The organism is Acidimicrobiales bacterium (genome assembly GCA_022452035.1).
Taxonomy (GTDB): Bacteria; Actinomycetota; Acidimicrobiia; order Acidimicrobiales; family MedAcidi-G1; genus UBA9410.
Genome location: JAKURV010000021.1, coordinates 14,958 through 38,230, shown reverse-complemented (window position 1 = coordinate 38,230; position 23,273 = coordinate 14,958). Strand labels below are relative to the sequence as shown.

General features: G+C 66.9%; 24 protein-coding genes and 1 tRNA gene. 9 read left to right on the top strand and 16 right to left on the bottom strand.

Annotated features, from left to right (window positions below):
• Window positions 1–66: 66 nt before the first annotated feature.
• The 11 genes from purQ to dnaK form a co-directional block, all read right to left on the bottom strand.
• Window positions 67–747: a phosphoribosylformylglycinamidine synthase subunit PurQ gene (purQ, locus tag MK181_08255; protein ID MCH2419791.1), complete on the bottom strand. Its 681-nt coding sequence runs from the start codon at window positions 745–747 to the stop codon at window positions 67–69.
• Window positions 747–1,001 (bottom strand): phosphoribosylformylglycinamidine synthase subunit PurS, encoded by a 255-nt coding sequence (gene purS / locus MK181_08250; GenBank protein ID MCH2419790.1) that lies wholly within the window; start codon window positions 999–1,001, stop codon window positions 747–749. The genes purQ and purS overlap by 1 nt, the downstream gene beginning before the upstream one ends.
• Before the next feature lie 27 nt (window positions 1,002–1,028).
• Window positions 1,029–1,922, bottom strand: a complete 894-nt coding sequence (locus tag MK181_08245; protein ID MCH2419789.1) for a phosphoribosylaminoimidazolesuccinocarboxamide synthase — start codon at window positions 1,920–1,922, stop codon at window positions 1,029–1,031.
• 28 nt (window positions 1,923–1,950) lie between these two features.
• A complete protein-coding gene (purB, locus tag MK181_08240) occupies window positions 1,951–3,366 on the bottom strand; it encodes an adenylosuccinate lyase (protein MCH2419788.1) in 1,416 nt (471 codons plus the stop codon).
• A 20-nt stretch (window positions 3,367–3,386) separates the two neighbouring features.
• A complete protein-coding gene (purE, locus tag MK181_08235) occupies window positions 3,387–3,842 on the bottom strand; it encodes a 5-(carboxyamino)imidazole ribonucleotide mutase (GenBank protein ID MCH2419787.1) in 456 nt (151 codons plus the stop codon).
• Between the two features lie 49 nt (window positions 3,843–3,891).
• On the bottom strand, window positions 3,892–5,124 hold the full coding sequence (gene purD, locus MK181_08230; protein MCH2419786.1) for a phosphoribosylamine--glycine ligase: 1,233 nt from the start codon (window positions 5,122–5,124) through the stop codon (window positions 3,892–3,894).
• Between the two features lie 25 nt (window positions 5,125–5,149).
• On the bottom strand, window positions 5,150–6,430 hold the full coding sequence (locus MK181_08225) for an adenylosuccinate synthase (protein ID MCH2419785.1): 1,281 nt from the start codon (window positions 6,428–6,430) through the stop codon (window positions 5,150–5,152).
• A 337-nt stretch (window positions 6,431–6,767) separates the two neighbouring features.
• On the bottom strand, window positions 6,768–7,157 hold the full coding sequence (locus MK181_08220) for a MerR family transcriptional regulator (protein MCH2419784.1): 390 nt from the start codon (window positions 7,155–7,157) through the stop codon (window positions 6,768–6,770).
• Between the two features lie 23 nt (window positions 7,158–7,180).
• Window positions 7,181–8,272 (bottom strand): molecular chaperone DnaJ, encoded by a 1,092-nt coding sequence (dnaJ, locus tag MK181_08215; GenBank protein MCH2419783.1) that lies wholly within the window; start codon window positions 8,270–8,272, stop codon window positions 7,181–7,183.
• A gap of 21 nt (window positions 8,273–8,293) precedes the next feature.
• Entirely contained in the window at window positions 8,294–8,926 is a 633-nt protein-coding gene (locus MK181_08210) for a nucleotide exchange factor GrpE (protein ID MCH2419782.1), read from the bottom strand.
• Entirely contained in the window at window positions 8,923–10,743 is a 1,821-nt protein-coding gene (dnaK, locus tag MK181_08205) for a molecular chaperone DnaK (GenBank protein ID MCH2419781.1), read from the bottom strand. Before dnaK ends, MK181_08210 begins: the two co-directional genes overlap by 4 nt.
• A 277-nt stretch (window positions 10,744–11,020) precedes the next feature.
• On the opposite strand from dnaK, the gene MK181_08200 reads away from it, so the two are divergent.
• Both MK181_08200 and MK181_08195 read left to right on the top strand, forming a co-directional pair.
• Window positions 11,021–11,764 carry a phosphoglyceromutase gene (locus MK181_08200; protein MCH2419780.1) on the top strand — a complete coding sequence of 248 codons (744 nt, stop codon included), beginning with the start codon at window positions 11,021–11,023 and terminating at the stop codon, window positions 11,762–11,764.
• A 135-nt stretch (window positions 11,765–11,899) separates the two neighbouring features.
• The gene (locus MK181_08195) at window positions 11,900–14,140 is read left to right on the top strand and encodes a 4Fe-4S dicluster domain-containing protein (GenBank protein ID MCH2419779.1); all 2,241 of its coding nucleotides are present in this window, start codon (window positions 11,900–11,902) and stop codon (window positions 14,138–14,140) included.
• 18 nt (window positions 14,141–14,158) lie between these two features.
• On the opposite strand, the gene MK181_08190 is transcribed toward MK181_08195, so the two are convergent.
• Genes MK181_08190 through MK181_08170 form a run of 5 tightly spaced genes read right to left on the bottom strand, consistent with a single transcriptional unit; the run spans window position 14,159 to window position 17,321 of the window.
• On the bottom strand, window positions 14,159–15,154 hold the full coding sequence (locus MK181_08190) for an amidohydrolase family protein (protein MCH2419778.1): 996 nt from the start codon (window positions 15,152–15,154) through the stop codon (window positions 14,159–14,161).
• Between the two features lie 4 nt (window positions 15,155–15,158).
• Window positions 15,159–15,689, bottom strand: coding sequence for a 3-hydroxyanthranilate 3,4-dioxygenase (locus tag MK181_08185; protein MCH2419777.1), 531 nt, complete (start codon window positions 15,687–15,689; stop codon window positions 15,159–15,161).
• 3 nt (window positions 15,690–15,692) lie between these two features.
• Complete coding sequence (locus tag MK181_08180) at window positions 15,693–16,100, bottom strand: RidA family protein (protein ID MCH2419776.1); 408 nt, start codon at window positions 16,098–16,100, stop codon at window positions 15,693–15,695.
• Window positions 16,097–16,663 (bottom strand): dCTP deaminase, encoded by a 567-nt coding sequence (gene dcd / locus MK181_08175; protein MCH2419775.1) that lies wholly within the window; start codon window positions 16,661–16,663, stop codon window positions 16,097–16,099. Before dcd ends, MK181_08180 begins: the two co-directional genes overlap by 4 nt.
• Before the next feature lie 46 nt (window positions 16,664–16,709).
• A complete protein-coding gene (locus MK181_08170; protein ID MCH2419774.1) occupies window positions 16,710–17,321 on the bottom strand; it encodes an HD domain-containing protein in 612 nt (203 codons plus the stop codon).
• A 148-nt stretch (window positions 17,322–17,469) separates the two neighbouring features.
• On the opposite strand from MK181_08170, the gene MK181_08165 reads away from it, so the two are divergent.
• The 7 genes from MK181_08165 to MK181_08135 all read left to right on the top strand — a co-directional run bounded on the left by MK181_08165 (window position 17,470) and on the right by MK181_08135 (window position 23,271).
• Window positions 17,470–17,543 (top strand) — tRNA-Gly (locus MK181_08165).
• A gap of 170 nt (window positions 17,544–17,713) precedes the next feature.
• Window positions 17,714–19,768, top strand: coding sequence for a phenylacetic acid degradation bifunctional protein PaaZ (paaZ, locus tag MK181_08160; protein ID MCH2419773.1), 2,055 nt, complete (start codon window positions 17,714–17,716; stop codon window positions 19,766–19,768).
• Window positions 19,768–20,712, top strand: a complete 945-nt coding sequence (paaA, locus tag MK181_08155; protein ID MCH2419772.1) for a 1,2-phenylacetyl-CoA epoxidase subunit A — start codon at window positions 19,768–19,770, stop codon at window positions 20,710–20,712. Before paaZ ends, paaA begins: the two co-directional genes overlap by 1 nt.
• Window positions 20,709–21,182 carry a metal-sulfur cluster assembly factor gene (locus tag MK181_08150; protein ID MCH2419771.1) on the top strand — a complete coding sequence of 158 codons (474 nt, stop codon included), beginning with the start codon at window positions 20,709–20,711 and terminating at the stop codon, window positions 21,180–21,182. Before paaA ends, MK181_08150 begins: the two co-directional genes overlap by 4 nt.
• A complete protein-coding gene (locus MK181_08145; GenBank protein MCH2419770.1) occupies window positions 21,179–21,457 on the top strand; it encodes a hypothetical protein in 279 nt (92 codons plus the stop codon). Before MK181_08150 ends, MK181_08145 begins: the two co-directional genes overlap by 4 nt.
• Window positions 21,454–22,221: a phenylacetate-CoA oxygenase subunit PaaC gene (gene paaC, locus MK181_08140; protein ID MCH2419769.1), complete on the top strand. Its 768-nt coding sequence runs from the start codon at window positions 21,454–21,456 to the stop codon at window positions 22,219–22,221. Before MK181_08145 ends, paaC begins: the two co-directional genes overlap by 4 nt.
• 54 nt (window positions 22,222–22,275) lie before the next feature.
• On the top strand, window positions 22,276–23,271 hold the full coding sequence (locus MK181_08135; GenBank protein MCH2419768.1) for a proline racemase family protein: 996 nt from the start codon (window positions 22,276–22,278) through the stop codon (window positions 23,269–23,271).
• The last annotated feature ends 2 nt before the right edge of the window (window positions 23,272–23,273 follow it).

The window sequence follows — 23,273 nt, the reverse complement described above, 5'->3', positions numbered from 1 at the left end:
CGGCGGCCACCCTCAAGGAAGCCGGCATCCGCCGCAGTACCTGACCCAAGAACCCTTCGGCCCCGACTACCAGGGCCTGCTGACTCGGACGGCATCCAGCAAAGAGCCCAGAAGCACCGCCCCGTCGGCGCTGCCTAGAAGGTCGTCACAGGCCCGCTCCGGATGGGGCATCAGCCCAACCACATTGCGGCCTTCGTTGCAGACCCCCGCAATGTCGTCTAACGATCCGTTCGGGTTGTCGAGATACCGGAGCACCACTCGGTCTTCATCCCGGAGCCGGGCCAACGTCTCGGCGTCGCAGGTGTAGTTGCCCTCGAAGTGGTTTATGGGAACCGACAACTCGTCCCCCACCTCGGCCCTCCTGGTGAGGACCGACCCGGTGGTCTCAACCCGCAACGTCGTCGGCTGGCACAGGAACTTCAGGCCCGCGTTCTTCTGGAGGGCGCCGGGAAGCAGCCCCGACTCGGTGAGAACCTGGAAACCGTTGCAGATGCCGACCACCGGACCTCCGTCGGCGGCGAACCGGGCCACGGCACCCATCACGGGTGAGAACCGGGCAATGGCCCCCGGGCGAAGGTAATCGCCGTGGGCGAACCCGCCCGGAACAATCACCGCGTCCACGTCGCCCAGATACTCGTCGGCATGCCACAGCAGGCGGCCAGTGCCCCCCAACCGCTCCACGGATGACACGGCATCCATCTCGCAGTTGGTGCCGGGGAAGATCACGACACCCACCGTGGTGGCCATCAGCCGGCGGCCTCAACAATCACCGAAGCATCCTCGATCACCGGGTTGGTTAGGAAAGAGGAGCAGAGGTCCTCGGCCCGGGTGGTCGCCTCGACGGCATCGGCCGCCTCGATGGTGAAGCGAACCGTCTTGCCCACACTGACTTCGGTTACCCCCTCATAGCCCAGAGCGGGCAGCGCCCGCTCGATCGTGGCACCGGCCGGATCGGCGATGCCACCCCTCAGCCTCACGTCCACCATCACGTCGAACCGCATGGCCCTCCTCCCGTCCTCCTACTCGGATCAGCCGCCCACCCCGGGCCAGTCGGCGAACGACCGTCCCGTGATGCGCTCGTAGGCCTCCACGTAGCGCGACGACGTGGCGGACGCCACCTCGTCGGGCAACGCTGGTGGCGGCGGCTGCTTGTCCCAGTCCAACCCGTCCAGGTAATCGCGGACCGGCTGCTTGTCGAACGATGGAGGCGTCACCCCCGGGGCCCACACCTCGGCGGGCCAGAAGCGAGACGAGTCCGGGGTAAGCACCTCGTCGGCCAGCACCAGGTGGCCGTTAACCATCCCGAACTCGAACTTGGTGTCAGCAATGACGATCCCCCGCTGGGCCGCCCACTCGGCACCCCGCAGGTAGCAGGCGATCGACGCCTCGCGGGCCGCCTCGGCCACCTGGACGCCCACCAGGTTCACTGCGTCGGCGTAGGAGATGTTCACGTCGTGGCCCTCGTCAGCCTTTGTGGACGGGGTGAACACAGGCTCGGGAAGACGGCTGGCCTCTAGGAGCCCGTCGGGCATCGCCGTGCCGTGCATGGTGCCCGAGGTCCGGTACTCCTTCCAGGCCGAGCCAGTGATGTACCCCCGGACGATGCACTCGATGGGCAGCATCTCGGCCCGATGACACAGCATGGTCCGGCCCACCAGGTCGACCGACGCCCTAGCACCCAGGACGGCCTCCAGATCGGCCGTGTCGGTCGAGATCAGGTGCCCGCAGATCAGGTCTGCGAACTGCTCGAACCAGAAGGACGTCATGGCGGTGAGGACTCGTCCCTTGTCGACAATCGGCTCGGCCATAACCACGTCGAACGCCGAGATGCGGTCCGAGGTGACCATGAGCAGGCGGCCGTCTCCGGCGTCGTAGATGTCGCGGACCTTGCCCGAGTGCAGGAGGGGGAGGTCGACCGTCATGTTCATCGCACTCCAGTGGGCGGTCGGGTCAGAGGATCCGTTCGGGATCGTAGGCGGCGGCCTGGGGGCGGGCGACCACTACCTCGGCCACCCGTTCCACGACAGCGGATACCTGAGCTGAGGCGTTGCCCACGAACGCTGACGGATCGTCGAGCAGGCCGTCGAGATCGTCGCGGTCCAGCGGCAGGGCGGGGTCAGAGGCCAGACGATCCAGCAGGTCGGTCTCCATCCGACCCTCCTCCCGGCGGATCAGAGCGGCGGCCACCGCGTGAGCCTGAATGACCTGGTGAGCCTCTTCACGTCCCATCCCGGCCTCGATAGCAGCCATCAGCACCCTCGTGGTGGCCAGGAAGGGCAGGTACTGGCCGAGCTCTCGCTCCACCACGGCCGGGTAGGCACCGAACTCGTCCAGCACGGTGAGGAAGGTCTGGAACAGGCCGTCGGTGGCCAGGAAGGAGTCGGGGAGGGCCACCCGCCGAACCACCGAGCAGCTCACGTCACCCTCATTCCACTGGTCGCCTACCAGACCCCCAACCATTGCCAGGTGCCCCCGTAGCACGACGGCTAGGCCGTTGACCCGCTCGCAGGATCGAGCATTCATCTTGTGGGGCATGGCCGACGAACCAACCTGACCCGGTTGGAACCCCTCAGTGGCCAGCTCGTGGCCGGCCATCAACCGGATCGTTCGGGCCAGGTTGGCCGGCCCCCCAGCTGCCTGGGCCAGCGCCGAGACCACATCGAAGTCCAGCGACCGCGGGTATACCTGCCCCACCGAGTCCAGGACCTGAGCAAAGCCAAGGTGATCGGCCACCAGTTGTTCCAACTGGTCGACCCTGGCGCCGTCGCCGCCCATGAGGTCCATCTGGTCCTGCTGGGTCCCCACCGGTCCCTTCAGCCCCCGGAGCGGGTAAGCAGCCAGCAGATCGGAGATCCGACGGTGCGAAGCCAAGAGCTCCTCGGCCGCTGTGGCGAACCGCTTGCCCAGCGTGGTGGCTTGGGCGGCCACGTTGTGGCTACGCCCGACCATGACCAGGCCGTCGAACTCGGCAGCCAAGCGTGCTAGGCGAGCAAGGGTGGCCACGATGCGGTCCAGCACCAGCTCCAGGCTGCGGCGGACCTGGAGCTGTTCGACGTTCTCGGTGAGGTCCCGAGACGTCATGCCCCGGTGCACGTGCTGGTGCCCGGCCAGGGTGCAAAACTCCTCTATCCGAGCCTTCACGTCATGCCGGGTGACCCGCTCCCGCTCGCGGATCGACGCCAGGTCCACCTGATCGACCACGGCCCGGTAGTCCTCGACGACTCCGTCGGGGATGTCCACGCCGAGGTGACGCTGGGCCTCCATCACGGCGATCCAGAGCTCGCGTTCCATGACCACCTTGGCCTCCGCTGTCCAGAGGCCGACCATGGGCCGGCTGGCGTAGCGGGAGGCGAGGACGTTCTCCATGGGGTCCGGGACGCCGCCGCTTAGCGGGGAACCATCTCCTCGCGGTGGGCCTCAAGGGCTTCAACGAGGTCCGGGTCGCCGACGGCCAGCATCTGGACGGCCAGCAGGGCAGCGTTCATGGCACCGTCCACGGCCACGGTGGCTACCGGGATTCCCTTGGGCATCTGGACGGTGGCCAGTAGGGAGTCCCACCCGTTGATGGCACCACCGGAGAGAGGCACGCCGATCACTGGAAGTGTGGTGTGGGCGGCCGCTGCCCCGGCTAGGTGGGCCGCCATCCCGGCCCCGCAGATGATCGCCGAGTACCCGGCCTCCCGCGCCCCAGACACGAACCCAGCGACCAGGGCCGGGCTGCGGTGCGCCGACATGACCCGCACGTCGGCCTCGATGCCATAACGCTCTAGTGTCGCAGCGGCAGGTGCCATCTTGTCGCCGTCGTTGGGCGAACCCATGAGGATCGCCACCTTGTACACCATCGGATTCTCCTGTTCCTGTCCCTCGGGTCCTCTTGTGTCCCTACTAGTCCTAGTCGCTCCCGGCGCCGGTCGGGTTCGCGGCGATATCGCGACGAAACTGCATCCCCGACCACGCCAACTCGGCTACCGCGTCGTAGGCCCGCCCCCGGGCCTCGGCAATCGTCCTCCCCCGGCCGGTCAACGAGAGCACCCGGCCGCCAGCCGTCACCAAACCGCCATCTCCTCCGTCAGCCACCCCGGCAGAGAAGATCGTGACGCCGTCGATAGCCGAGGCCGCCTCCAAGCCATCAATTGGATCTCCGGTCCGGGGACCGGTCGGATAGCCCTCCGTGGCGCATACCACGGTGACGGCCGCCCCGTCATCAAATGTCGGCGGTTCCTTCAGGCTCCCAGCGGCGGCGGTAGCCAGCAGGTAGCCGAGGTCGCTGGTAAGGCGGGGCAGGACGACCTGGGTCTCCGGATCGCCGAAGCGCACGTTGTACTCCAGGACCTTGGGCCCGTCCGGGGTGAGCATCAGCCCGCAGTACAGGACACCCCGGTAGTCGATCCCCCGACCGCGCAGGGCAGCCAGCGTGGGCTGCACGGCACCCGCCACCAGGTCGTCGACTACAGCGTTCGTGGCCACCGGCACCGGCGAGTAGGCCCCCATGCCTCCAGTGTTAGGGCCAGCATCACCGTCGCCAACGCGCTTGAAGTCCTGAGCCGGGGCGAGGGCCACGGCGGTCGTCCCGTCGCATACGGCCAGCACCGACAGCTCGGGGCCGGTAAGGCCCTCCTCGATGACCACCGTCCGCCCGGCGTCGCCGAAAGCTGCTCCGGAGAGGTAGGACCGGACGGTGTCGACCGCCTCGGCCCGGTTCGTGGTGACCACTACGCCCTTGCCGGCGGCCAGCCCGTCGGTCTTAACCACGAACAGGTCACCCATACCAGCCAGAAAGGCCAGGGCGGCCGCCTCATCGTCGAAGGTTCCGTGGGCGGCAGTCGGCACGCCCGCCTCGACGAGTACCTCCTTCATCCACGCCTTGGACCCCTCCAAGCGGGCACCGTCGGCTCCCGGGCCGAAGACCAGGCGGCCGTCAGCCCTCAGCCGGTCGGCTAGGCCGCCGACCAGCGGTACCTCGGGGCCGATCACCGTCAGGTCGGCGTCGACCTCGGTAGGGGGAACGGGCACCGACCCGGGAATGCCGGGGTTTCCGGGGGTGACGACCACGTCGTGGGACCGGCCCAGGACGTGGGCCAGGGCATGTTCCCGGCCACCCGATCCGACGACGCAGACCCTCATCCGACGCCTATCCGTCCCGACGCGGTCAACCGGCGAACCGGAGCACCTGGTGGCGTCCCGGTCCGACGCCCACCATGCCAATGGGTACCCCGACCTGGTCCTCCACGAAGGTCAGGTAGGCCTCGGCCTCGGCCGGCAGCTGTGACCGCTCAGTAACTGCCGAAAGGTCAACTCCCCAACCCGACAGCTCCTCGTAGATTGGCGTGACCCGGTGTAAAACCGACTGGTGGTAAGGCAGTTGGTCATGGCGCTGGCCGTCGGCCTCGTAGGCAACGCATACGCGGATCACGTCCAGTTGGTCCAGGACGTCCAACTTGGTGATGGCCAGCTCGGACAGCGAATTGACTCGGGCCGCGTAGCGGAGCATCACGGCGTCCAGCCAGCCCGGCCGGCGACGCCGCCCGGTGTTGGTTCCGTACTCGTGGCCGACGTCTACGAAGTGGTCACCCACCTCGTCGAATAACTCGGTGGGAAACGGCCCGGCACCCACCCGCGTGACATAGGCCTTGGCGATCCCGATGACTCGGTCGATGTCCCGGGGGCCGATCCCGGCTCCTGTACAGGCCCCGCCGGCCACCGGGTTGGACGAGGTCACAAAGGGGTAGGTGCCGTGGTCGAGGTCCAGAAAGGTGGCCTGGGCGCCCTCCAGGAGTATCCGCCCACCGGCTTCCAGCTCGTCGTGGACCAGGCCTACGGCGTCAGCGATGTGCGGGGTCAGCCGGGGAGCACAGGTGCCCAGATACTCCTCAGCCACCTCGTCCGCATCGACGGGAAGGCGATTGAACACCCGGGTGAGAACCTTGTTGGTGTGCTCCAGAGCGGCACCTAGTTTTTTCCGAAAGATCTTCTCGTCCAGGAGGTCCTGAACCCGTATGCCGACCCGCATGGCGCGATCGGCGTAGGCCGGTCCGATGCCCCGCTTAGTGGTCCCCAACCTGTTCTTGCCCAAGTGGCGCTCGTGGAGGGCATCCAGTTCCTGGTGGTAGGGGAGGATCAGATGGGCGTTGCCGCTGACGCGGAGTTTGGCCGTATCGACCCCCCGCGCCCCAAGCATGTCCATCTCGGAGAGGAGAACCCGGGGGTCGACCACCACGCCGTTGCCGATAACCGGCGTGACGTGCGGGTATAGGACGCCGCTGGGAACGAGTTGGAGGGAGAAGGTCTCGTCGTCGACGACCAGCGTGTGCCCGGCGTTGTGGCCGCCCTGGTACCGGACGACCATCGACACCTCACTCGCCACGAGGTCGGTGAACTTGCCCTTGCCCTCGTCGCCCCACTGCGTCCCGACGACGACGGTCGCGGGCACGGCACCTCTCCTGGATCGGGTCCCTTACGGACCGATCCTATCGGCCGGCGGACCAGCCCTTGCCGGGGTTTCATCCGTCCCACCGGTCGTCGGACGTGCCCGGGGATACCGTCGTCGCACAGACCCGGAGCCTCTCGCGAGATGATCCTGCGCGACCTCCGCGCAACATCCACGGTTTCCCCAACACCCTGTGGACAACCGACGGCTGCCTACGGGCCGTTGACGAGCGCTGTGGACCGAAAGCCGGCTTCAGACACTGCTCCCAGGCCCAGGGCCGGCTGCCAACCGGTTCGAGAACTGCTGAGAACCGGCAGGTCAGTAGGGCCAGACAAGGGCATCAGCGCCTCCGCCGACCCTGGTAGACGGTCACGCTTTGCTTAACCGGAACCAGGTCACGCCTGTACTGCCGGTGGACCTCGGCCACCGCCTGGCTGCCATCGGACCGGGCCCTATCCAGCTCATCCTCCAGGCGGGTCACCTCGGCCTCCAGGGCCAATACCCGCTTCACGCCGGCCAGGTTGAGGCCTTGCGCGGTGAGTTGCGCTATTCGCAACAGCATGGCCACGTCGGCCTCGCTGTACCTCCGGTTGCCTCCGGTAGTCCGGGCCGGGTCTACCAGGCCCTTCCGCTCGTAGATGCGCAGGGTCTGTGGGTGCATGCCGGCCAACTCGGCGGCTACCGAAATGACGTACACCGCCTGGTCTGGACCGGGCCTGGGCTGAGGCATCAGCGTGCTCCCTGCATCGGGTCTCAGTCTGACAGCCCGTCACGGAGGCTGCCGTCGGTCGCCTCGGCCAGGGCCTCGATAGCCGCTCGCTCGGCCTCAGTCGGGTCGCTCGGGACGTGGACCTCCACGGTGACCAGCAGGTCACCGGCGCCCCGACGGTCTGGCACACCCCGCCGTCGCACCCGGAGGGTTTGGCCGCTTCTGGTTCCGGCGGGGACCCGGACGGTGACCGGTCCGCTGTCGAGCGTTGGCACCGCCACCTCGGCGCCGAACACCGCCTCGGGGAAAGAGATGGACACGACCACCGTGAGGTTCCGACCACGGCGCCCGAACCGAGTATGGGGCTCGACCGCCACCACCACGTAGAGGTCGCCGTCCGGACCGCCCCGGCCCCGCTCCCCCCGGCCCTTCAGTCGAATGCGCTGGCCGTCGTCCACCCCGGCGGGGATGCGCACCCGGACCTCGCGTGGCCGACGTTCAGCCCCCGAGCCACGGCAGGTTCCGCAGGGATCCTCGATCCGGTGGCCTCGACCACCGCATGCCTCGCATGGTCGGCTGAACGAAAAGGGGCCCTGGTCCTCAGCCTGAACACCCCGGCCACCACACGTTTCACAGGTCGTGGGTCGGGTCCCCGGGCGGGCACCATTCCCCCCGCAAGCCGAACAGGCCACGGCACTCACCAGGTGCACGGCGGTGGTCACACCATTCACTGCCTCAAGAAACGACAGGGTTAGGCGGGTCTCGAGGTCGGCGCCCCGACGACCCTGCGAGCCGCTACGGCCACCGCCAAACATCCCTCCAAACAGATCTCCCAGATCGATACCGCCGGGGAAGCCACCGCCGGAGAAGCCACCGCCGGGCATCCCACCGCCCATCGGCCCCATGGACCGGACTTGGTCGTATTCGGCCCGTCGCTCCTCGTCGCCAAGGACGTCGTAGGCGGCCGACACTTCCTTAAACCGGGCCTCGGCCGCGTCGTCGCCCGGGTTGGCATCAGGGTGGAGTCGGCGGGCCAACTTCCGGTAGGCCCTGGTGACATCCCTGGCCGCGGCGCTCTTCTCGACGCCGAGCGTGGCGTAGTAGTCCTTCTCGAACCACTCGCGCTGGGCGGTCATTGACGCCTCCGTCCTACCGAATCAACCTCGGACGCGGACCATGGCCGGACGGAGGACCCGACCGTCCCAGACGTAGCCGCGACGGAGAACCCCAACCACCACCTGGCCGACGTCCACATCTTCGGGGTCGTCAGCCGGCTCATGGAGCACAGCCTCATGCCGGGTCGGGTCGAACGGCTCACCCAGCGGGTCAAGCACCTCCAACCCGGCTGGTTCCAGAACTTGCACCAACGACGTCCGGATGGGGATCACGTCGTCCGCGCCGTGTTCGACGGCCAGGTCGCAGGCATCCAGGACCGGCAGGATTTTTTCGACCAAGTCGCCGCGAGCCCGAGCGCTGACGGCGGCGCTGCGCTTCTCGACCTGCTTTCGGAAGTTAGCGAACTCCGCAGTGACCCGCTGCAGGTCGACCAGGTACCCGTCCCGCTCGTCCTCCAGCACGGCCATCACGTCCAGGACTGGATCCCCGACCTCCGCCTCGTCATCACCGGGCAGAGGATCGCCGTTGCCACTATCCGATTCAGAAACATCGGGGTCCGGAGTCACCTTGGTACCCGAGACGGAGGGCAGCGGACCGGAGACGTCTGTTGACGGGTCAACGCCCTCCGGCTCCTCGGCCGGAGAAGGAGCGCCCTCCGTCACCGGACCGCTCACGACTCGTCGACGATCTCGGCATCTACAACGTCGTCATCTGCCACGTCCCCACCGTCGGTCGCTCCAGCCGCCTGCTCGGCCTGAGCGGCCTCGTACAGCCGCTGTCCGAACTCCTGGCTGGCCGACATGAGAGCCTCGGTGGCGTCCTTCACCGCGTCCGTGTCGTCGCCGTCGAGGGCCTTCTTCAGGGATTCCAGCTTCTCAGTGACTGACGTCGTCTCGTCCTCGTTGAGCTGGTCAGCCTGGTCGGCTAGGAGCTTCTCGGTCTGGTACACGAGGTTGTCGGCCGTGTTCCGAACCTCAGCCTGCTCCTTGCGGAGCCGGTCCTCGTCGGCGTGGGACTCAGCGTCGCGCACCATCTGATCGATGACGTCCTTGTCGAGCGAGGACTGGCCGGTAATGGTCATGGACTGCTCGTTGTCCGTCGCCCGGTCCTTGGCCGACACGTGGACGATGCCGTTGGCATCGATGTCGAAGGTGACCTCGATCTGCGGGGTACCCCGGGGGGCGGGGGGGAGGTCGATCAGCTGGAACTTGCCCAGGGTCTTGTTGAACTGTGACATCTCGCGTTCACCCTGCAGTACATGGATCTCCACCGACGGCTGGCCGTCCTCGGCGGTGGTGAACACCTCCGAGCGCTGGATGGGGATGGTGGTGTTGCGCTCGATGAGTCGGGTCATGACACCGCCCTTGGTCTCGATGCCGAGCGAGAGCGGCGTCACGTCGAGGAGGAGGACGTCCTTCACCTCGCCGACCAGGACTCCGGCCTGGACGGCGGCTCCGATGGCTACCACCTCGTCCGGGTTGACGTTCTTGGACGGGTCGCGCCCGGCGATCTCCTTGGCCAGATCCACGACGGCCGGCATGCGAGTCGAGCCACCGACCAAGAGCACATGGTCAACCTGTCCCCGGGTCAGGCCAGCGTCCTTTACCGCCTGTTCGAACGGTGCCCGACAACGGTCTAGGAGGTCCGCCGTGAGTTCCTGGAACTTCGCCCGGCTGAGCGAGTAGTCAAGGTGGAGGGGGCCTGCGTCGGTGGCCGTCACAAATGGCAGATTGATTTGAGTCTGCTGGACCTGGGACAGCTCGATCTTCGCCTTCTCAGCGGCCTCCTTGAGGCGCTGGGCGGCCATGGGGTCAGCGCCTAGGTCAACACCGTGGTCGTTTCGAAACGAGGTGACTAGCCACTGGATGACTGCCTCATCCCAGTCATCACCTCCCAGGCTGGTGTCGCCGTGGGTGGCCTTCACCTCGAACACCCCGTCGCCGATCTCCAGGACCGAGACGTCGAAGGTCCCGCCTCCAAGGTCGAACACCAAGATGGTCTGCTCCTCGCCCTCCTTGTCGAGGCCGTATGCGAGGGCGGCTGCCGTTGGCTCGTTGATGATGCGGAGCACCTCGAGGCCAGCGATCTGACCCGCTTCCTTGGTGGCCGTCCGTTGCGCGTCGTCGAAGTAGGCGGGCACGGTGATGACGGCCTGGTCGACCGTGGTCCCTAGGTACGCCTCGGCGTCCCGCTTGAGCTTCTGGAGCGTGCGGGCCGAAATCTCCTGTGCGGTGTATTCCTTGTCGTCGATGTCCTCGGTCCAGCTAGTGCCCATGTGACGCTTAACCGAACGGATGGTGCGCCCGGGGTTGGTGATGGCCTGGCGTTTGGCCACCTCGCCGACCAGGACTTCTCCGTCCTTGGCGAAGGCAACCACTGATGGCGTGGTCCGCGAGCCCTCGGCGTTGGCGATTACGACTGGGTCGCCACCTTCGAGGACGCTGACCACCGAGTTGGTGGTTCCGAGATCAATGCCCACGGCCTTGCCCATGGTCTGCACTCCTTGCTTTCTGTCTGGTTCTCTCTGGGGAAAACTTGTTGGTTTAGGGGCGGATGGGCCCCGTCGGCCCTGGAATCAGGGGGAGGGTTATCGGGACCGACGATGCAGGCTAGGGATTGCCTGCGGTGGCTCCACCCTTTTGTGTTAAAGGACACTCTAGAATCTTGAGTCTTAGTTTAGCAACATTTGAGCCGAAATCTTGGCAGGGGCCAATGACACCAGTCGGGTACCGTTGGCCGGCCCGCCGATCCCACGGTTCGAGGACCCCATGCCCACGCTGATCCTGTTGCGCCACGGCCAGAGCGAGTGGAACGCCACTAACCAGTTCACGGGCTGGCACGACTGCGACCTCACCGAGTTGGGCGAGGCCGAGGCCCGCGAAGGCGCCCGCCTCCTCGCCGACGCAGGGATCCTCCCCGACGTGGTCCACACGTCGGTCTTGACCCGGGCCATCCGCACAGCCGACATCGCGCTGGAAGCCCTCGGGCGCGACCGGATCCCCGTTCGTCGCCACTGGCGTCTCAACGAACGTCACTACGGTGACCTCACCGGGCTGGACAAGGCAACCACCCGGGAGAAGTACGGCGAGGAGCAACTCCTGGCCTGGCGACGGGGATTCGACACCCCTCCCCCGCCCATCACAGCGGACAATCCCTATAACCCCAACCACGACCCCCGGTACGCCGACATGGAACCACCCCTGGCCGAGTGCCTGGCCGACGTGGTGGAGCGCCTATCCCCCTACTGGGATGAGGCCATCGCCCCGGACCTACGGGCCGGCCGGATCGTGCTGGTGGCCGCCCACGGCAACAGCCTCCGCGCCCTGTGCAAGGTGCTGGACGGCATCTCAGACGAGGACATTGCGGCCCTGAACATCCCGACCGGGTCCCCACTGGTCTACGAGCTAGCCGGAGACCTCAGCCCGCAGGAGAACATGGCAGTCCTGGAACGGTCCCTGGACCCTGAGGCGGCCCGGGCGGCAGCCGAGGCCGTGGCGCGCCAAGCCGGCTAGCCGGTCCGAATCGAGCTGCTGGCGGGCCCGCCTGGCTGGTTTCAACCGACGGACACTGTCTCCGTGAACCATAAGGTCAACTACCCCACGGTGACTGCCCGACTGTGACCACCGGACGGTTAGTCTCCGGTCGCCATGGCTGAGAACCGCTTCCGTCCCAACCACGCGGTGATCGGACTCGGCATCGCCGTTGCTCTGTTCACCGCCGCCTCCGGTGTCGCCTCAGTCGTCAACGGGTTCCACGACGATTCCCCGGTCACTCGTGAGGTTTTCTTCAACGTTCCCGGGCCGTTGAAGCTGGCCTTCTACACCGTGATCCCGGTGCTCATCGTCTACGGAGCCGTCCTGTTCTCACACCGGGTCCAAAACTGGCAGCGCGGCACCCCCGACAACCGGGCCACCACGGCCGGCAACGCCAAGCGACGGTTCGGCGACTTCCGATCGGGCGTCTACATGCAGACCCTGCTTCGGGAACCGGCGGCCGGCGTCATGCACGCCCTCATCTACTTCCCGTTCCTGATCCTGATGGCCGTGACCACCGTCCTGGAGATCAACCATCAGGTCCCCGAGGCCATGAAGTTCCTCCACGGCGACGTCTACCGGGCCTACACCGCGGTGGGTGACATCGCCGGTGTGCTCTACCTGGTCGGCGTGGTGTGGGCCCTGCTGCGCCGCTACGGACCACGCCGGTTCCGGCCGTACCGGATCCGCATCAAGTCCAAGCCCGAGCACGCCGCAGTACTGCTGATCTTCCTAGCCATCGGTGTCACCGGGTTCGGCGCGGAGGCGTTCCGCATCGCCCTGCAGGACACGGCGTCCGGCGGCTACGGGACCGACGCCGAGACCTGGTCCGTGGTCGGCTACCCCCTTGCCCTGGCCATCGTCGAGGTGGACTGGTTGGTCGACGACCTTGCCGGCTGGCACCAGGGCTGGTGGATCGCCCACGTGGGCGCCTTCCTGGCCTTCCTCGCCCTGCTGCCCATCACCATGATCCGGCACATGTTCACCTCCCCGCTGAACATGTACCTGCGGGACCGAGACCGCCCAAAGGGAGCCATGAAGCCCCTCCCCAACCTCATGGAAACCGAATTAGAGAGTTTCGGCGTCTCGACCATCGAGGAGTTCACCTGGAAGCAGTTGCTGGACACCGACTCCTGCACGATGTGTGGCCGGTGCACCAGCGTCTGCCCAGCCCACGCCACCGGCAAGCCGCTGGACCCCCGGGAGATCGTGCTCAAGACAGGTGAGGTCATGGCAGCCACCGGCAACCCGAAGGTGTCGCCCCCTCTGGGAACTGACGCCGAGGTCACAGTGCCCGCAAACTGGATGTTCGACCGGGTCACCAACGACGAGTTGTGGGCCTGCACGTCGTGCCGGGCATGTGACGAGATCTGCCCAGTCAACATCGAGATCTTGGACAAGATCCTGGACATGCGGCGTTACCTGTCGCTCATGGAGTCGGACTTCCCGAAGGAGTTGGGGGCTGCCTACCGGTCCATGGAGAACTCGGGTAATCCGTGGGGCCTGTCCCAGAGTGAGCGGGCCGAGTGGGTCGGTGACCTGGAGGGCATCGAGGTCCTAGACGGCGGTGACCCGTTCGAGTCCGAGTACCTCTACTGGGTGGGCTGCGCCGGGTCCTTTGACGATAAGAACAAAAAGGTGTCGCGGGCTATGGCCTCCCTGATGCTGCGGGCCGGCGTGTCCTTCTCCATCCTCGGCCCGTCAGAGATGTGTACCGGCGACCCGGCCCGTCGGTCCGGCAACGAGTACATCTTCCAGATGCTGGCCACGCAGAACGTTGAGACGCTCAACGGTATGGGCGTGAAGAAGATCGTCACCCAGTGCCCCCACTGCTTCAACACCCTGGCTAACGAGTACCCGCAGATGGGTGGGCACTACGAGGTGGTGCACCACAGCCAACTCCTGGAGTGGCTGATCGACCAAGGCCGTCTGGACATGGAGGGGGCTCGCCTGGAGGAACGGGTGGTGTACCACGACTCCTGCTACTTGGGCCGGCACAACGACGTCTACTCGGCGCCCCGAAACGTGATCGGCAGTCTGGCCGGAATTGACCTGGTGGAGGCCGACCGGCAGGGGACGAATGGCATGTGCTGCGGAGCGGGGGGAGGTCGCATGTTCATGGAGGAGCACATCGGCAAGAACATCAACGTCGAACGCTCCCAGGAACTGCTGGCCACCGGGGCCGGACGTATCGCCACGGCCTGCCCCTTCTGCTACGTGATGATCGACGACGGGGTTCGGGGAGAAGGTGTCGACGACGACGAGGTGAAGGTCGGCGATATCGCCCTGCACCTGCTCGAAGCTCTAGAAGCCCGGGACACCGCCGCGGTCGAGGCGGGCGATAGGGGCGCCTGACCCGATCCGGTCGGCGTTCTACAGGTCGAAAAACTGGATGGCGTTGCCGCCCAGCACGGTGCCCCTCTGCCGGTCATCTAGGAAGGCCGATCCCCGCACGAGTTTCCCCGGGTGTTCCTCGCCCAGCGGGAACGGGGTGTCTGAACCAAGCATCACCCGCTCGGACCCCATCACGGACACCAGGAGGCGCAAGGCGTCATCGTCGAAGACCGCTGAGTCGACGCTGAAGCGGTCCGTGTAGTGCGATGGCGGGTCCGGACAGTCGGCTCGGACCAGATCTCGCCGATGCCAGGCGTTGTCGGCCCGGCCCAGCTGGGCGGAGAAGCTGCCTCCGCCGTGGGCGAAGCACAACCGCAGTTCTCGGGGTAGGCGCTCGAAGGCCCCTGAGAGAATCAGCGACAGGATGGCCAAGTGGGTCTCGGCGGGCATGCCGACAAGCCACTGCAGCATGTGGTGAGACATCCGGTCGGCGCCCACCGGATCCCAGGGGTGAACCAGAACCGGGATCCCTTCCTCGGCGCAGTGGTGGAGAAACCGTTCCAGTTCGCGATCGTCCAGGTTCCGTCCCGACACTTGGGTCCCCACATGTACGCCGACGTGGCCGGCGGCCACCGCCCGGGAGGCCTCGGCGCAGGCCCGGTCAACATCCTGGAGTGGCACCTGGCAAAGAGGACGTAGGCGGTCGGGATGGTCGGCGCACATCTCCAGGGCTAGGTCGTTGACCAGACGGGCCCAGGACCTGGCAACTACCGGATCGGCCCCGTACCCGAAGAGCAGCGGTGTGGCCGAGACGATCTGGATGTCGATTCCGTGCGCGTCCATCTGGGCCACCCGCACGGCCGGGTCCCACAGGGAGGCCTCCACCGGGCGGTACTCGTCTCCCCCGACCATGAGCTGGCCCGTGCCGTCGCCGTCGTCGCGCAACCATGGTCCGGCCGAACCCAGCATCGCCCCCTGTCCCCGGGTGATCCGAGGAAAGAAGTGGGCGTGGATGTCAACAACCGGTGTCACCACCGCCTCATCCTTCCCCGGGGTGGACGGCCCCGCACCTCGTGCAGGTCCGGGCTTCCAGGTCGTCGTAGAAGGCTTCAAACAGCGGTGGAAGGTCGTCCACGATGGAGGTGAGCTGAACCTCGACACGGTGGACCAGGTGGTGGCAGCTCCCGCAGTACCACTCAAACCCGTCGACCTCGCCCTCCGATCGGGCGTACTCCACCACGAGGCCGATCCCGTCCGGGTCGGCACGCTGGGGGGAGTGCCTGACGCTGGGTGGCAGGAGAAATACCTCGCCGGCTTGGATCTCCAGGTCGACCGGTGGGCGGCCCTCGTCCTCCATGATTCGGAGCACCATCGATCCCTCGATCTGGTGAAAGAACTCGGGCCGCGGGTCGTCGTGGTAATCGGTGCGTCGGTTCCCGCCACCCACCACCATCACGATCATGTCGGAGTCCTGCCAGATCTGCCTGTTGGCCACCGGGGGCCGGAGCTCGTGGCGGTGCTCGTCGATCCACCCCTGCAGGTCGAACGGCGGGCCGAACGGGACCCCCACGGCTCAGCCCCCGTTCCTCATGAGCGCCGTGGCCTTCACCTCAACCAGCAGGTGGGGATGGGGAAGGGCCCGTACGGCGACTGTGGTCCGGGCAGGGGCCTCCCGACCGGTGAAGAACTCGGCCCACGCCTCGTTCCAGGCGTCAAAGTGATCTATGTCCACCAGGAAGGCCGTGGCATCAACCAGGTCGCCGCGGTCCAGCCCGTGGTCGGCCAGAACCCGCTCGACGTTGACCAACACGGCCCGGGACTGGACGGCCGGGTCCAGCCGGACTGTCCCATCGTCTCCGACGTCGGCACCTTCGACGGTGTCGTCGAACCTCCGGGCGCTGGTTCCCGACACGTGGACCAGGCCTCCTGCAGCGCGTGCGTGCGGAAATGCTCCCCGGGTGTCCGGGAGCGGATCGCTCACTGGTCGAAGTTCTCCCAGTAGCGGCTAGGCCGGGGGCCATCCTGGCCGCGGTACTTGGACCCCAGTTCGCTGGAACCGTACGGCCGATCGGCGGCCGTCGTCATCCGGACAAACGAGATCTGTCCGATCTTCATCCCCGGGTAGAGGGTGATGGGAAGGCTGGCCACGTTGGACAGTTCCAGAGTGAGCTGACCGTCCCACCCGGCGTCGACATAACCGGCCGTCGAGTGGATGAGGAGGCCCAGTCGTCCGAGGCTGGATTTCCCCTCTAGGCGAGCCACCAGGTCGTCGGGAACCACCACCCTCTCTGAGGTTGAGCCAAGCACGAACTCGCCCGGGTGGAGAATGAATGGGTCGTCCTCAGCCGCCTCCACCTGCTCGGTAAGCGAAGTGAGGTCCGTCCGTACGTCGATGTAGCCCATCGTGTGGTTCCGGAAGACCAGGAAACGGTGGTCCAGGTGCAGGTCAATCGACGAGGGCTGCACACAGGCGTCGTCGAACGGTTCGATCACGATGCGCCCGGCAGCGATCTCTTCGCGAAGGGAGCGGTCGGAGAGGATCATGGCCCGCCGATGCTAGGCCGGGTCGGGCGACGCCGCGACCGGCGTCTTAGACGTCAGGGCTGCCGACAGTCCGGCCAGTCCAGGGATTGGTGCCGAAGAACTGGCGGATCAACGCCTCGTAGTGCCCGAGCGGGTTCGAGTCGTAGCCCGGGTCGAAGGCCGGAGAGTCGTACTCGGAGCAGAACTCCTCAGTGAGGGCGTAGTGCGGCGAGTCGACGTAACGGTCGCGGGTGTTGCGGTCCATACCAAGGTGGTGCCAGAAGTAGTACCCCTGGAAAATGCCGTGGTGCTCCACCATCCAGTGGTTGGCCTCAGACACGAAGGGCTTGAGGATCGCCGCCCCCACATCAGGATGGTTGTATGGGGTGAGCGGATCGCCCAGGTCGTGGAGCAGGGCACACAACACGTATTCGTCGTCCCGACCGTCGCGTTCGGCTCGGGTGGCGGTCTGGAGGCTGTGCTCAAGGCGATCGACGGGAAAGCCGCCATAGTCGTCGCGCAGGTGTTCGAACTGCTCGAGGATTCGGCTAGTGAGGGCAGCCTCAAGTTCGTCGCGCTGTTTCATGATCAGCATCCAGTCGTCCTGTGTGGACTCCTGAAACGATCGGAACGACGCCCGAGGGGGAGTGGCCTGGTCGGTCATGGTGTGTTCGGTCATGGAATTCCTCTTTGGCTCCGTCGCGAACATAGACCGGTTCACGATGTTGATCCCCGCCGGGGCACGCATCACCGGGGCCCGGTTAGGTGATCGCAGGCTTCGGCAGGAAACGGCGATGAGGGCACCGATCGCTACGCTGGCAGTTCGCGCGGGTGTAGTTCAATGGCAGAACCCCAGCTTCCCAAGCTGATGACGCGAGTTCGATTCTCGTCACCCGCTCCATCTGTCCTTCCCGCCTAGCCGCATCCGGGCTATGGCCTCGACGTCCATCTGGTCGATCGCCTCAAGCACTGCCTCCAAACCACTCGGACCCCTTGACATTATGATCAAAGGTTTGATTAGATTGGAAAGGTCGTCGAGACCTCCGGCGACGCGCCCGTCTGGGAGGGCCAGTGCGAACGCTCGAAAGCCACATCTGCGGTAGGTGGCACTCGCCGCCCGGGGAGGGTTTTGCCACCCACCACGCGGTGACCGGCCTACCCGTAGCCGGGGTCTCCAGCGACGGCATTGACTTCTCAGCCGTCGTCGGCCACGCCCGCCATGTCGGCGGGCCGGCTTTGCGGGCTCTCACCTTCCACGAACGCGCCGCCCTGCTCAAGGCCCTCGGCCAACACCTTCTGACCGAGAAGGACCACCTCTACGACCTATCCACGGCGACCGGGGCCACCCGGGCCGACTCGTGGATCGACATCGAGGGCGGGGCCGGAGTACTCCTCGGATATGCCTCGAAAGGACGGCGAGAACTCCCCAACGGCCACGTCCTCCTAGAGGGCGAACCGGAAGTCCTGGCTCAGGACGGCTCCTTCCTCGCCGCCCACGTGGCCACCCCCCGCCGGGGCGTCGCCGTCCAGGTCAACGCCTTCAACTTCCCATGCTGGGGAGCCCTGGAGAAACTGGCCCCGGCGCTCCTGGCCGGCCTGCCCACCATCGTCAAGCCGGCCACCCCCACGGCGTTCCTGACCGAGGCCATGGTGCGTCTGATCGTCGACTCCGGCATCCTCCCTGACGGTGCTCTCCAGTTGATCTGTGGCGGCGTCGGCGACCTCTTCGACCACCTCGACGGACAGGACTCGGTTGGCTTCACCGGATCGGCCACCACCGCAGCTCTCCTCCGGACCCATCCCGGGATTGTCGACCGGTCGGTCCGATTCAACGCCGAGGCCGACTCTCTGAACGCCGCCCTCCTCGGGCCGTCTGCCGAACCGGGAACCCCCGAGTTCGGCCTGTTTGTAGCCGAGGTGGTCCGGGAGATGACGGTTAAGGCAGGACAGAAGTGCACGGCCATCCGTCGGGCCCTGGTACCCCGATCCCACCTGGAGACGGCTACCGAAGCCCTGGCCGCCGCCCTAGCCGAGGTCCGCGTCGGTGACCCGTCGAACCCGGACACCGACATGGGGGCACTGGTCAGCACCGGGCAGCGGGACGAGGTACGGGCTGCCATATCCGACCTGTGCACGACGACCAACGTGGTGGTCGACACCTGCACCTTCCGCGACGTGGACCCTGCCGTCGGAGCGTTCCTGGCCCCCACCCTGCTCCGGGCCAGCGACTCCGAGGCGGGTCCGGTCCACGACGTCGAGGCATTCGGCCCGGTCTGCACCCTGGTCGGCTACGACGACCCCGATCACGCCATCCATCTAGCCGCCCTGGGTCGGGGCAGCCTCGTGGCCTCTATCTACTCCGGCGATGCCGACGAGGCCGCCCACCTGACGCTGGGCATCGCATCCCACCACGGCCGGGTCCACGTAGTGGACGCCTCGGTGGCCGCCACCAGCACGGGCCATGGGTCGCCGCTCCCGGCACTGGTCCACGGTGGGCCCGGACGGGCCGGTGGCGGCGAAGAGATGGGTGGCCTTCGTGGCGTCCTTCACCACCTCCAGACCACGGCCGTACAGGGCTCTCCTGACGTACTCACCGCGGTCACCGGCCAGTGGATGCCCGGCGCCACTCGCCACGTCGACCGGGGTCACCCGTTCAAGCTCCACTTCGACGACTTGGAAGTCGGCACGGCCGTCCGCACCGGGTCACACACCGTCACCCTGGCCGATATCGAGGACTTCGCCGAATCCACCGGTGACCACTTCTACGCCCACATGGACGAGGAGGCCGCGGCGGCCAGCCCCATCTTCGGCGGCCGGGTGGCCCACGGCTACCTGGTGCTCTCCCTGGCCGCCGGCCTCTTCGTATGGCCCGATCCGGGACCGGTCCTGGCTAACTACGGGGTAGACCGCTGCCGGTTCGCCAAGCCCACCTACCCCGGTGACACGCTGACCGTTTGGCTAACCGCGAAGCAAAAGACCCTGCGGGCCGGGGCCGGCTACGGCGAGGTGGTGTGGGACGCCCAGGTCTCCAACCAGGACGACGAGGTGGTCGCCGCCTACGACGTCCTGACCATGGTTGCCAACCGGCCCGGCGTGAACGGTGCCCCGGACGAGGAGATGGCCTGATGGGACGGTCTTGGGCCTCCATGGTGGCCTTCGAGGCCTTCCTGGATGACGGAGGGATTGTGGAGGTCGACGACGACATGCCCGACGCCTACCGGCAGGCCGTCTTCGCCTTCATCGAGATGCACGCCAACAGCGAACTGATGGGCGGGCTGACCGAGCGGGACTGGATTCCAAAGACTCCCGGCCTCCGGCACAAGATGGCTGTGCTGGCCAAAACCCAGGACGAGATCGGCCATGGTCACCTCTTGTACATGGTGGCCGCCGACATGGGGATCAAACACCGACGAAAGATGCTGGAAGACCTTTTCGCTGGTAGGTCCAGGTTCCACAACGTCTTCCACTACCGGGCCAAAACTTGGGGCGACCAGGTGGCCATCTCGTTCCTGGTCGACGCGGCCGCCCTGGCTACCCAGCAGGCCGTGTTCAAGAACTGCTCCTATGGCCCGTACCGCCGAATCCTGAAGCGAATCATCACCGAGGAGGGGTTCCACATGCGGATGGGCGAGGAGCGGATGCTCCTGATCGCCGAGGGAACCAAGATCCAGCGGGCCCTGTTCCAGGCCTCGTTGGACGACTGGTGGTGGCCGGCCCTCCAACTTTTCGGACCCGACTCACAGCCCGACGACGTGCTGCTGCGATGGCACATCAAGTCGGAACGCAACGAGGTCCTACGGGCCCGGTGGGTCCAGAAGTTCGCGCCGCTCCTGATCTCCTACGGATTTACCGTCCCCGACCCTGACCTCGTCCATGACCCGGAGGCCGGCACCTGGACCTCCGGGCCCATCGACTGGGAGCCGCTGCGACGCACCCTGGCTATGGGCGGACCGGACTCGGCCCGTCGTATTGCCGATGCCGCCGCCAACTGGGTCGACACCGGTTGGGTACGCCAGGCCATGGACCACGCTCCAGAACGCGCTCCGGGACCAGCGGGGGCAGCGGTATGACGACCGTCGAGCGGGTGCGGGCCGCCATCGCCAGCGTCGACGATCCGGAATACCCGGGTATCTCCGTCGTGGATCTCGGCCTGCTGGAGACGCTGGACGTCACACTGGACGGACACGTGGTCGTCGGTCTCATCCCCACCTTCTCCGGCTGCCCGGCGCTGTCCATGATCGCCAATGACGTCCGGGCCGTCGTCGGGTCGGTCGACGGCGTCTCATCGTGCGACGTTCGGTGGCTGGGTGCCCCGGCGTGGACCGTCGACCGGGTAAGCGACGAGGCCCGGCAGGCCATGGCCCAGGAGTTCACAGTGGCTGTCCGGATCGGTGTCGAACCAGTGTCCTGCCCCCGCTGTGACGCCCCAACGACCGAAACCTCGCTGTTCGGCCCCAGCCGTTGCCGAGCCGTGCACTCCTGTCCGGCGTGTTCCGAGGTCGTCGAGGTCATGCGGTCGTCGTCTGTAGGCCGGGCATGAAGCGCTACGAGGTGTTCCTGAAGAAGGACGGGCGGGACGAGTACCGGCACGCCGGCTCGCTCGACGCGCCCGACCCCGAGATGGCCCTGGTCCTGGCCCGGGAGAGCTACCTCCGGCGAGCCGAAGGCGACCGGCTGTGGCTGGTGGACCGCAAGGACCTGATCATCGGTGACGCGGACTTCGTGGCCCCCAACGCTGACAAGCCCCACCGGCACAATGATGGCGAGCGCATCGCAGTCCGCCGCCGACAACTTCGCAAGGAGGATGACCGGTGACCGCTTCCGGGCTGACCGACGGCGTCCGGGAGTTCCTCCTGGCCTTCGCCGACGACGAGCACCTGATGGGCCAGCAGCACGCCGAGTGGATTGGCGTGGCCCCATTTCTTGAGGAGGACCTGGCCTTCTGCTCCATCAGCCAGGACGAGTTGGGGCATGCGGCATCCCTGTACGCCATCGTGGCCGGAGACGGCGACCCGACAGGCGTCGGGGACCCGGCCATCGACGAGTTGGCCTTCCACCGTGACCCCGCTGACTGGCGTAGCTGCCGACTGGTGGAGGAGCCGTCCGAGGACTGGGGCCATGCCCTGGTCCGGCACTGGCTCTACGACGCCGCCGAGGAACTCCGATGGGATCTGGTGTCCGAGTCCACCCTGGCCCCGTTGGCCGAAGCGGCTGTCCGGGCGGCCTCCGAGGAGTGGTTCCACCGACGCCACGCCGACGGCCTGCTCGACGTTCTGCTGGTCGGATCCGACAGCCGCGAACGGCTCCTCGCCGCGCTGGATGACCTCCTGCCCGTCGCCATCAGCTTGTTCGACCCGGTACCCGGCGAGGGTGAGGCCGTCGCGGCCGGTGTAGCGGCCGCCCCCTTCGACACCTGCCTGCCCACCTGGACCGGACGGGTCCGGGACCGCTTCGGGGTCGACCCGTCGTGCACCGCCCCCTCTCCCCCGAACGGGCGCCAAGACCGCAGCCCTGCCTTCGCCCCGCTTCTGGAACGGATGCGCGAGGTGTTCGCCCTCGACCCCACGGCTACCTGGTAGCCGGGCGGGCGTCGATCCGGCCGACACCTGAAGGCCGCAGTACGGTTCGGTGTCATGACCCGGGACTCCCTGGACGGCATCCGGGCCGACGACTACCACACGGCCGGAGAGCCCTTCCGAATCGTCGACCTCGGGCCCATGGGGGGATCTACCGTGCTGGACCGGCGGTCCTGGGCCATGAACCACCTAGACGACCACCGCAGGTACCTGGTCCACGAACCCCGGGGCCACGCCGGCATGTACGGCGGGATGGTCGTCCCCCCGGACGACGACGCCGGCAACATCGGCGTGGTGTTCTTCCATAAGGACGGCTTCTCGACGGCCTGCGGACACGGCACCATCGCCCTGGCCACGTGGGCCGTCGACACCGGTCGGATCGCCGCTCCGGTCAACGGCGAGGTTCCGGTGGTGATCGACGTCCCGTCGGGCCGCCTACCAACGGTCGCCCGGTTGGTGGACGGTTGCGTCGCCTCCGTCCGGTTCACCAACGTCCCGTCTTACGTCTCGGCCACCGACCTGGAGGTTCAGACGTCGTTCGGCCTGGTCACGGCTCACGTGTCGTTCGGGGGCGCCTTCTACGCCTCGGTGGCTATCGACGACCTGAACGTCACGGCCACCGCCGACCAGGTCGACAACCTGATCGCCCTGGACCGGGAGGTACGTGCGGTGCTCGGCGACCACCCCTCGTGCTACCACCCCGACGATGACCGTCTTTCCGGGCTTTATGGCTCCATCCTCCACGAGACGCTGGGCGGGGATCCCCTCCACCAGCGGAACGTGACCGTCTTTGCCGACGGCCAGGTTGACCGGTCGCCGTGCGGATCTGGGACCTCGGCCCGCCTGGCCCTCCTCCACCACCTCGGGATGGTCAACGTCGGCCAGGCGTTCCAGAACCGGGGGGTGGCCGGCGGGGAGTTCACGGGCCGCGTGGTGGCCACGACCGGTGACACCGTGACGACCACCATCGAGGGGTCGGCTTACCGTCACGCCACCAGCACCTTCCACCTCGACCCCCACGATCCGCTCGGATCGGGATTCCTGTTTCGCTGACC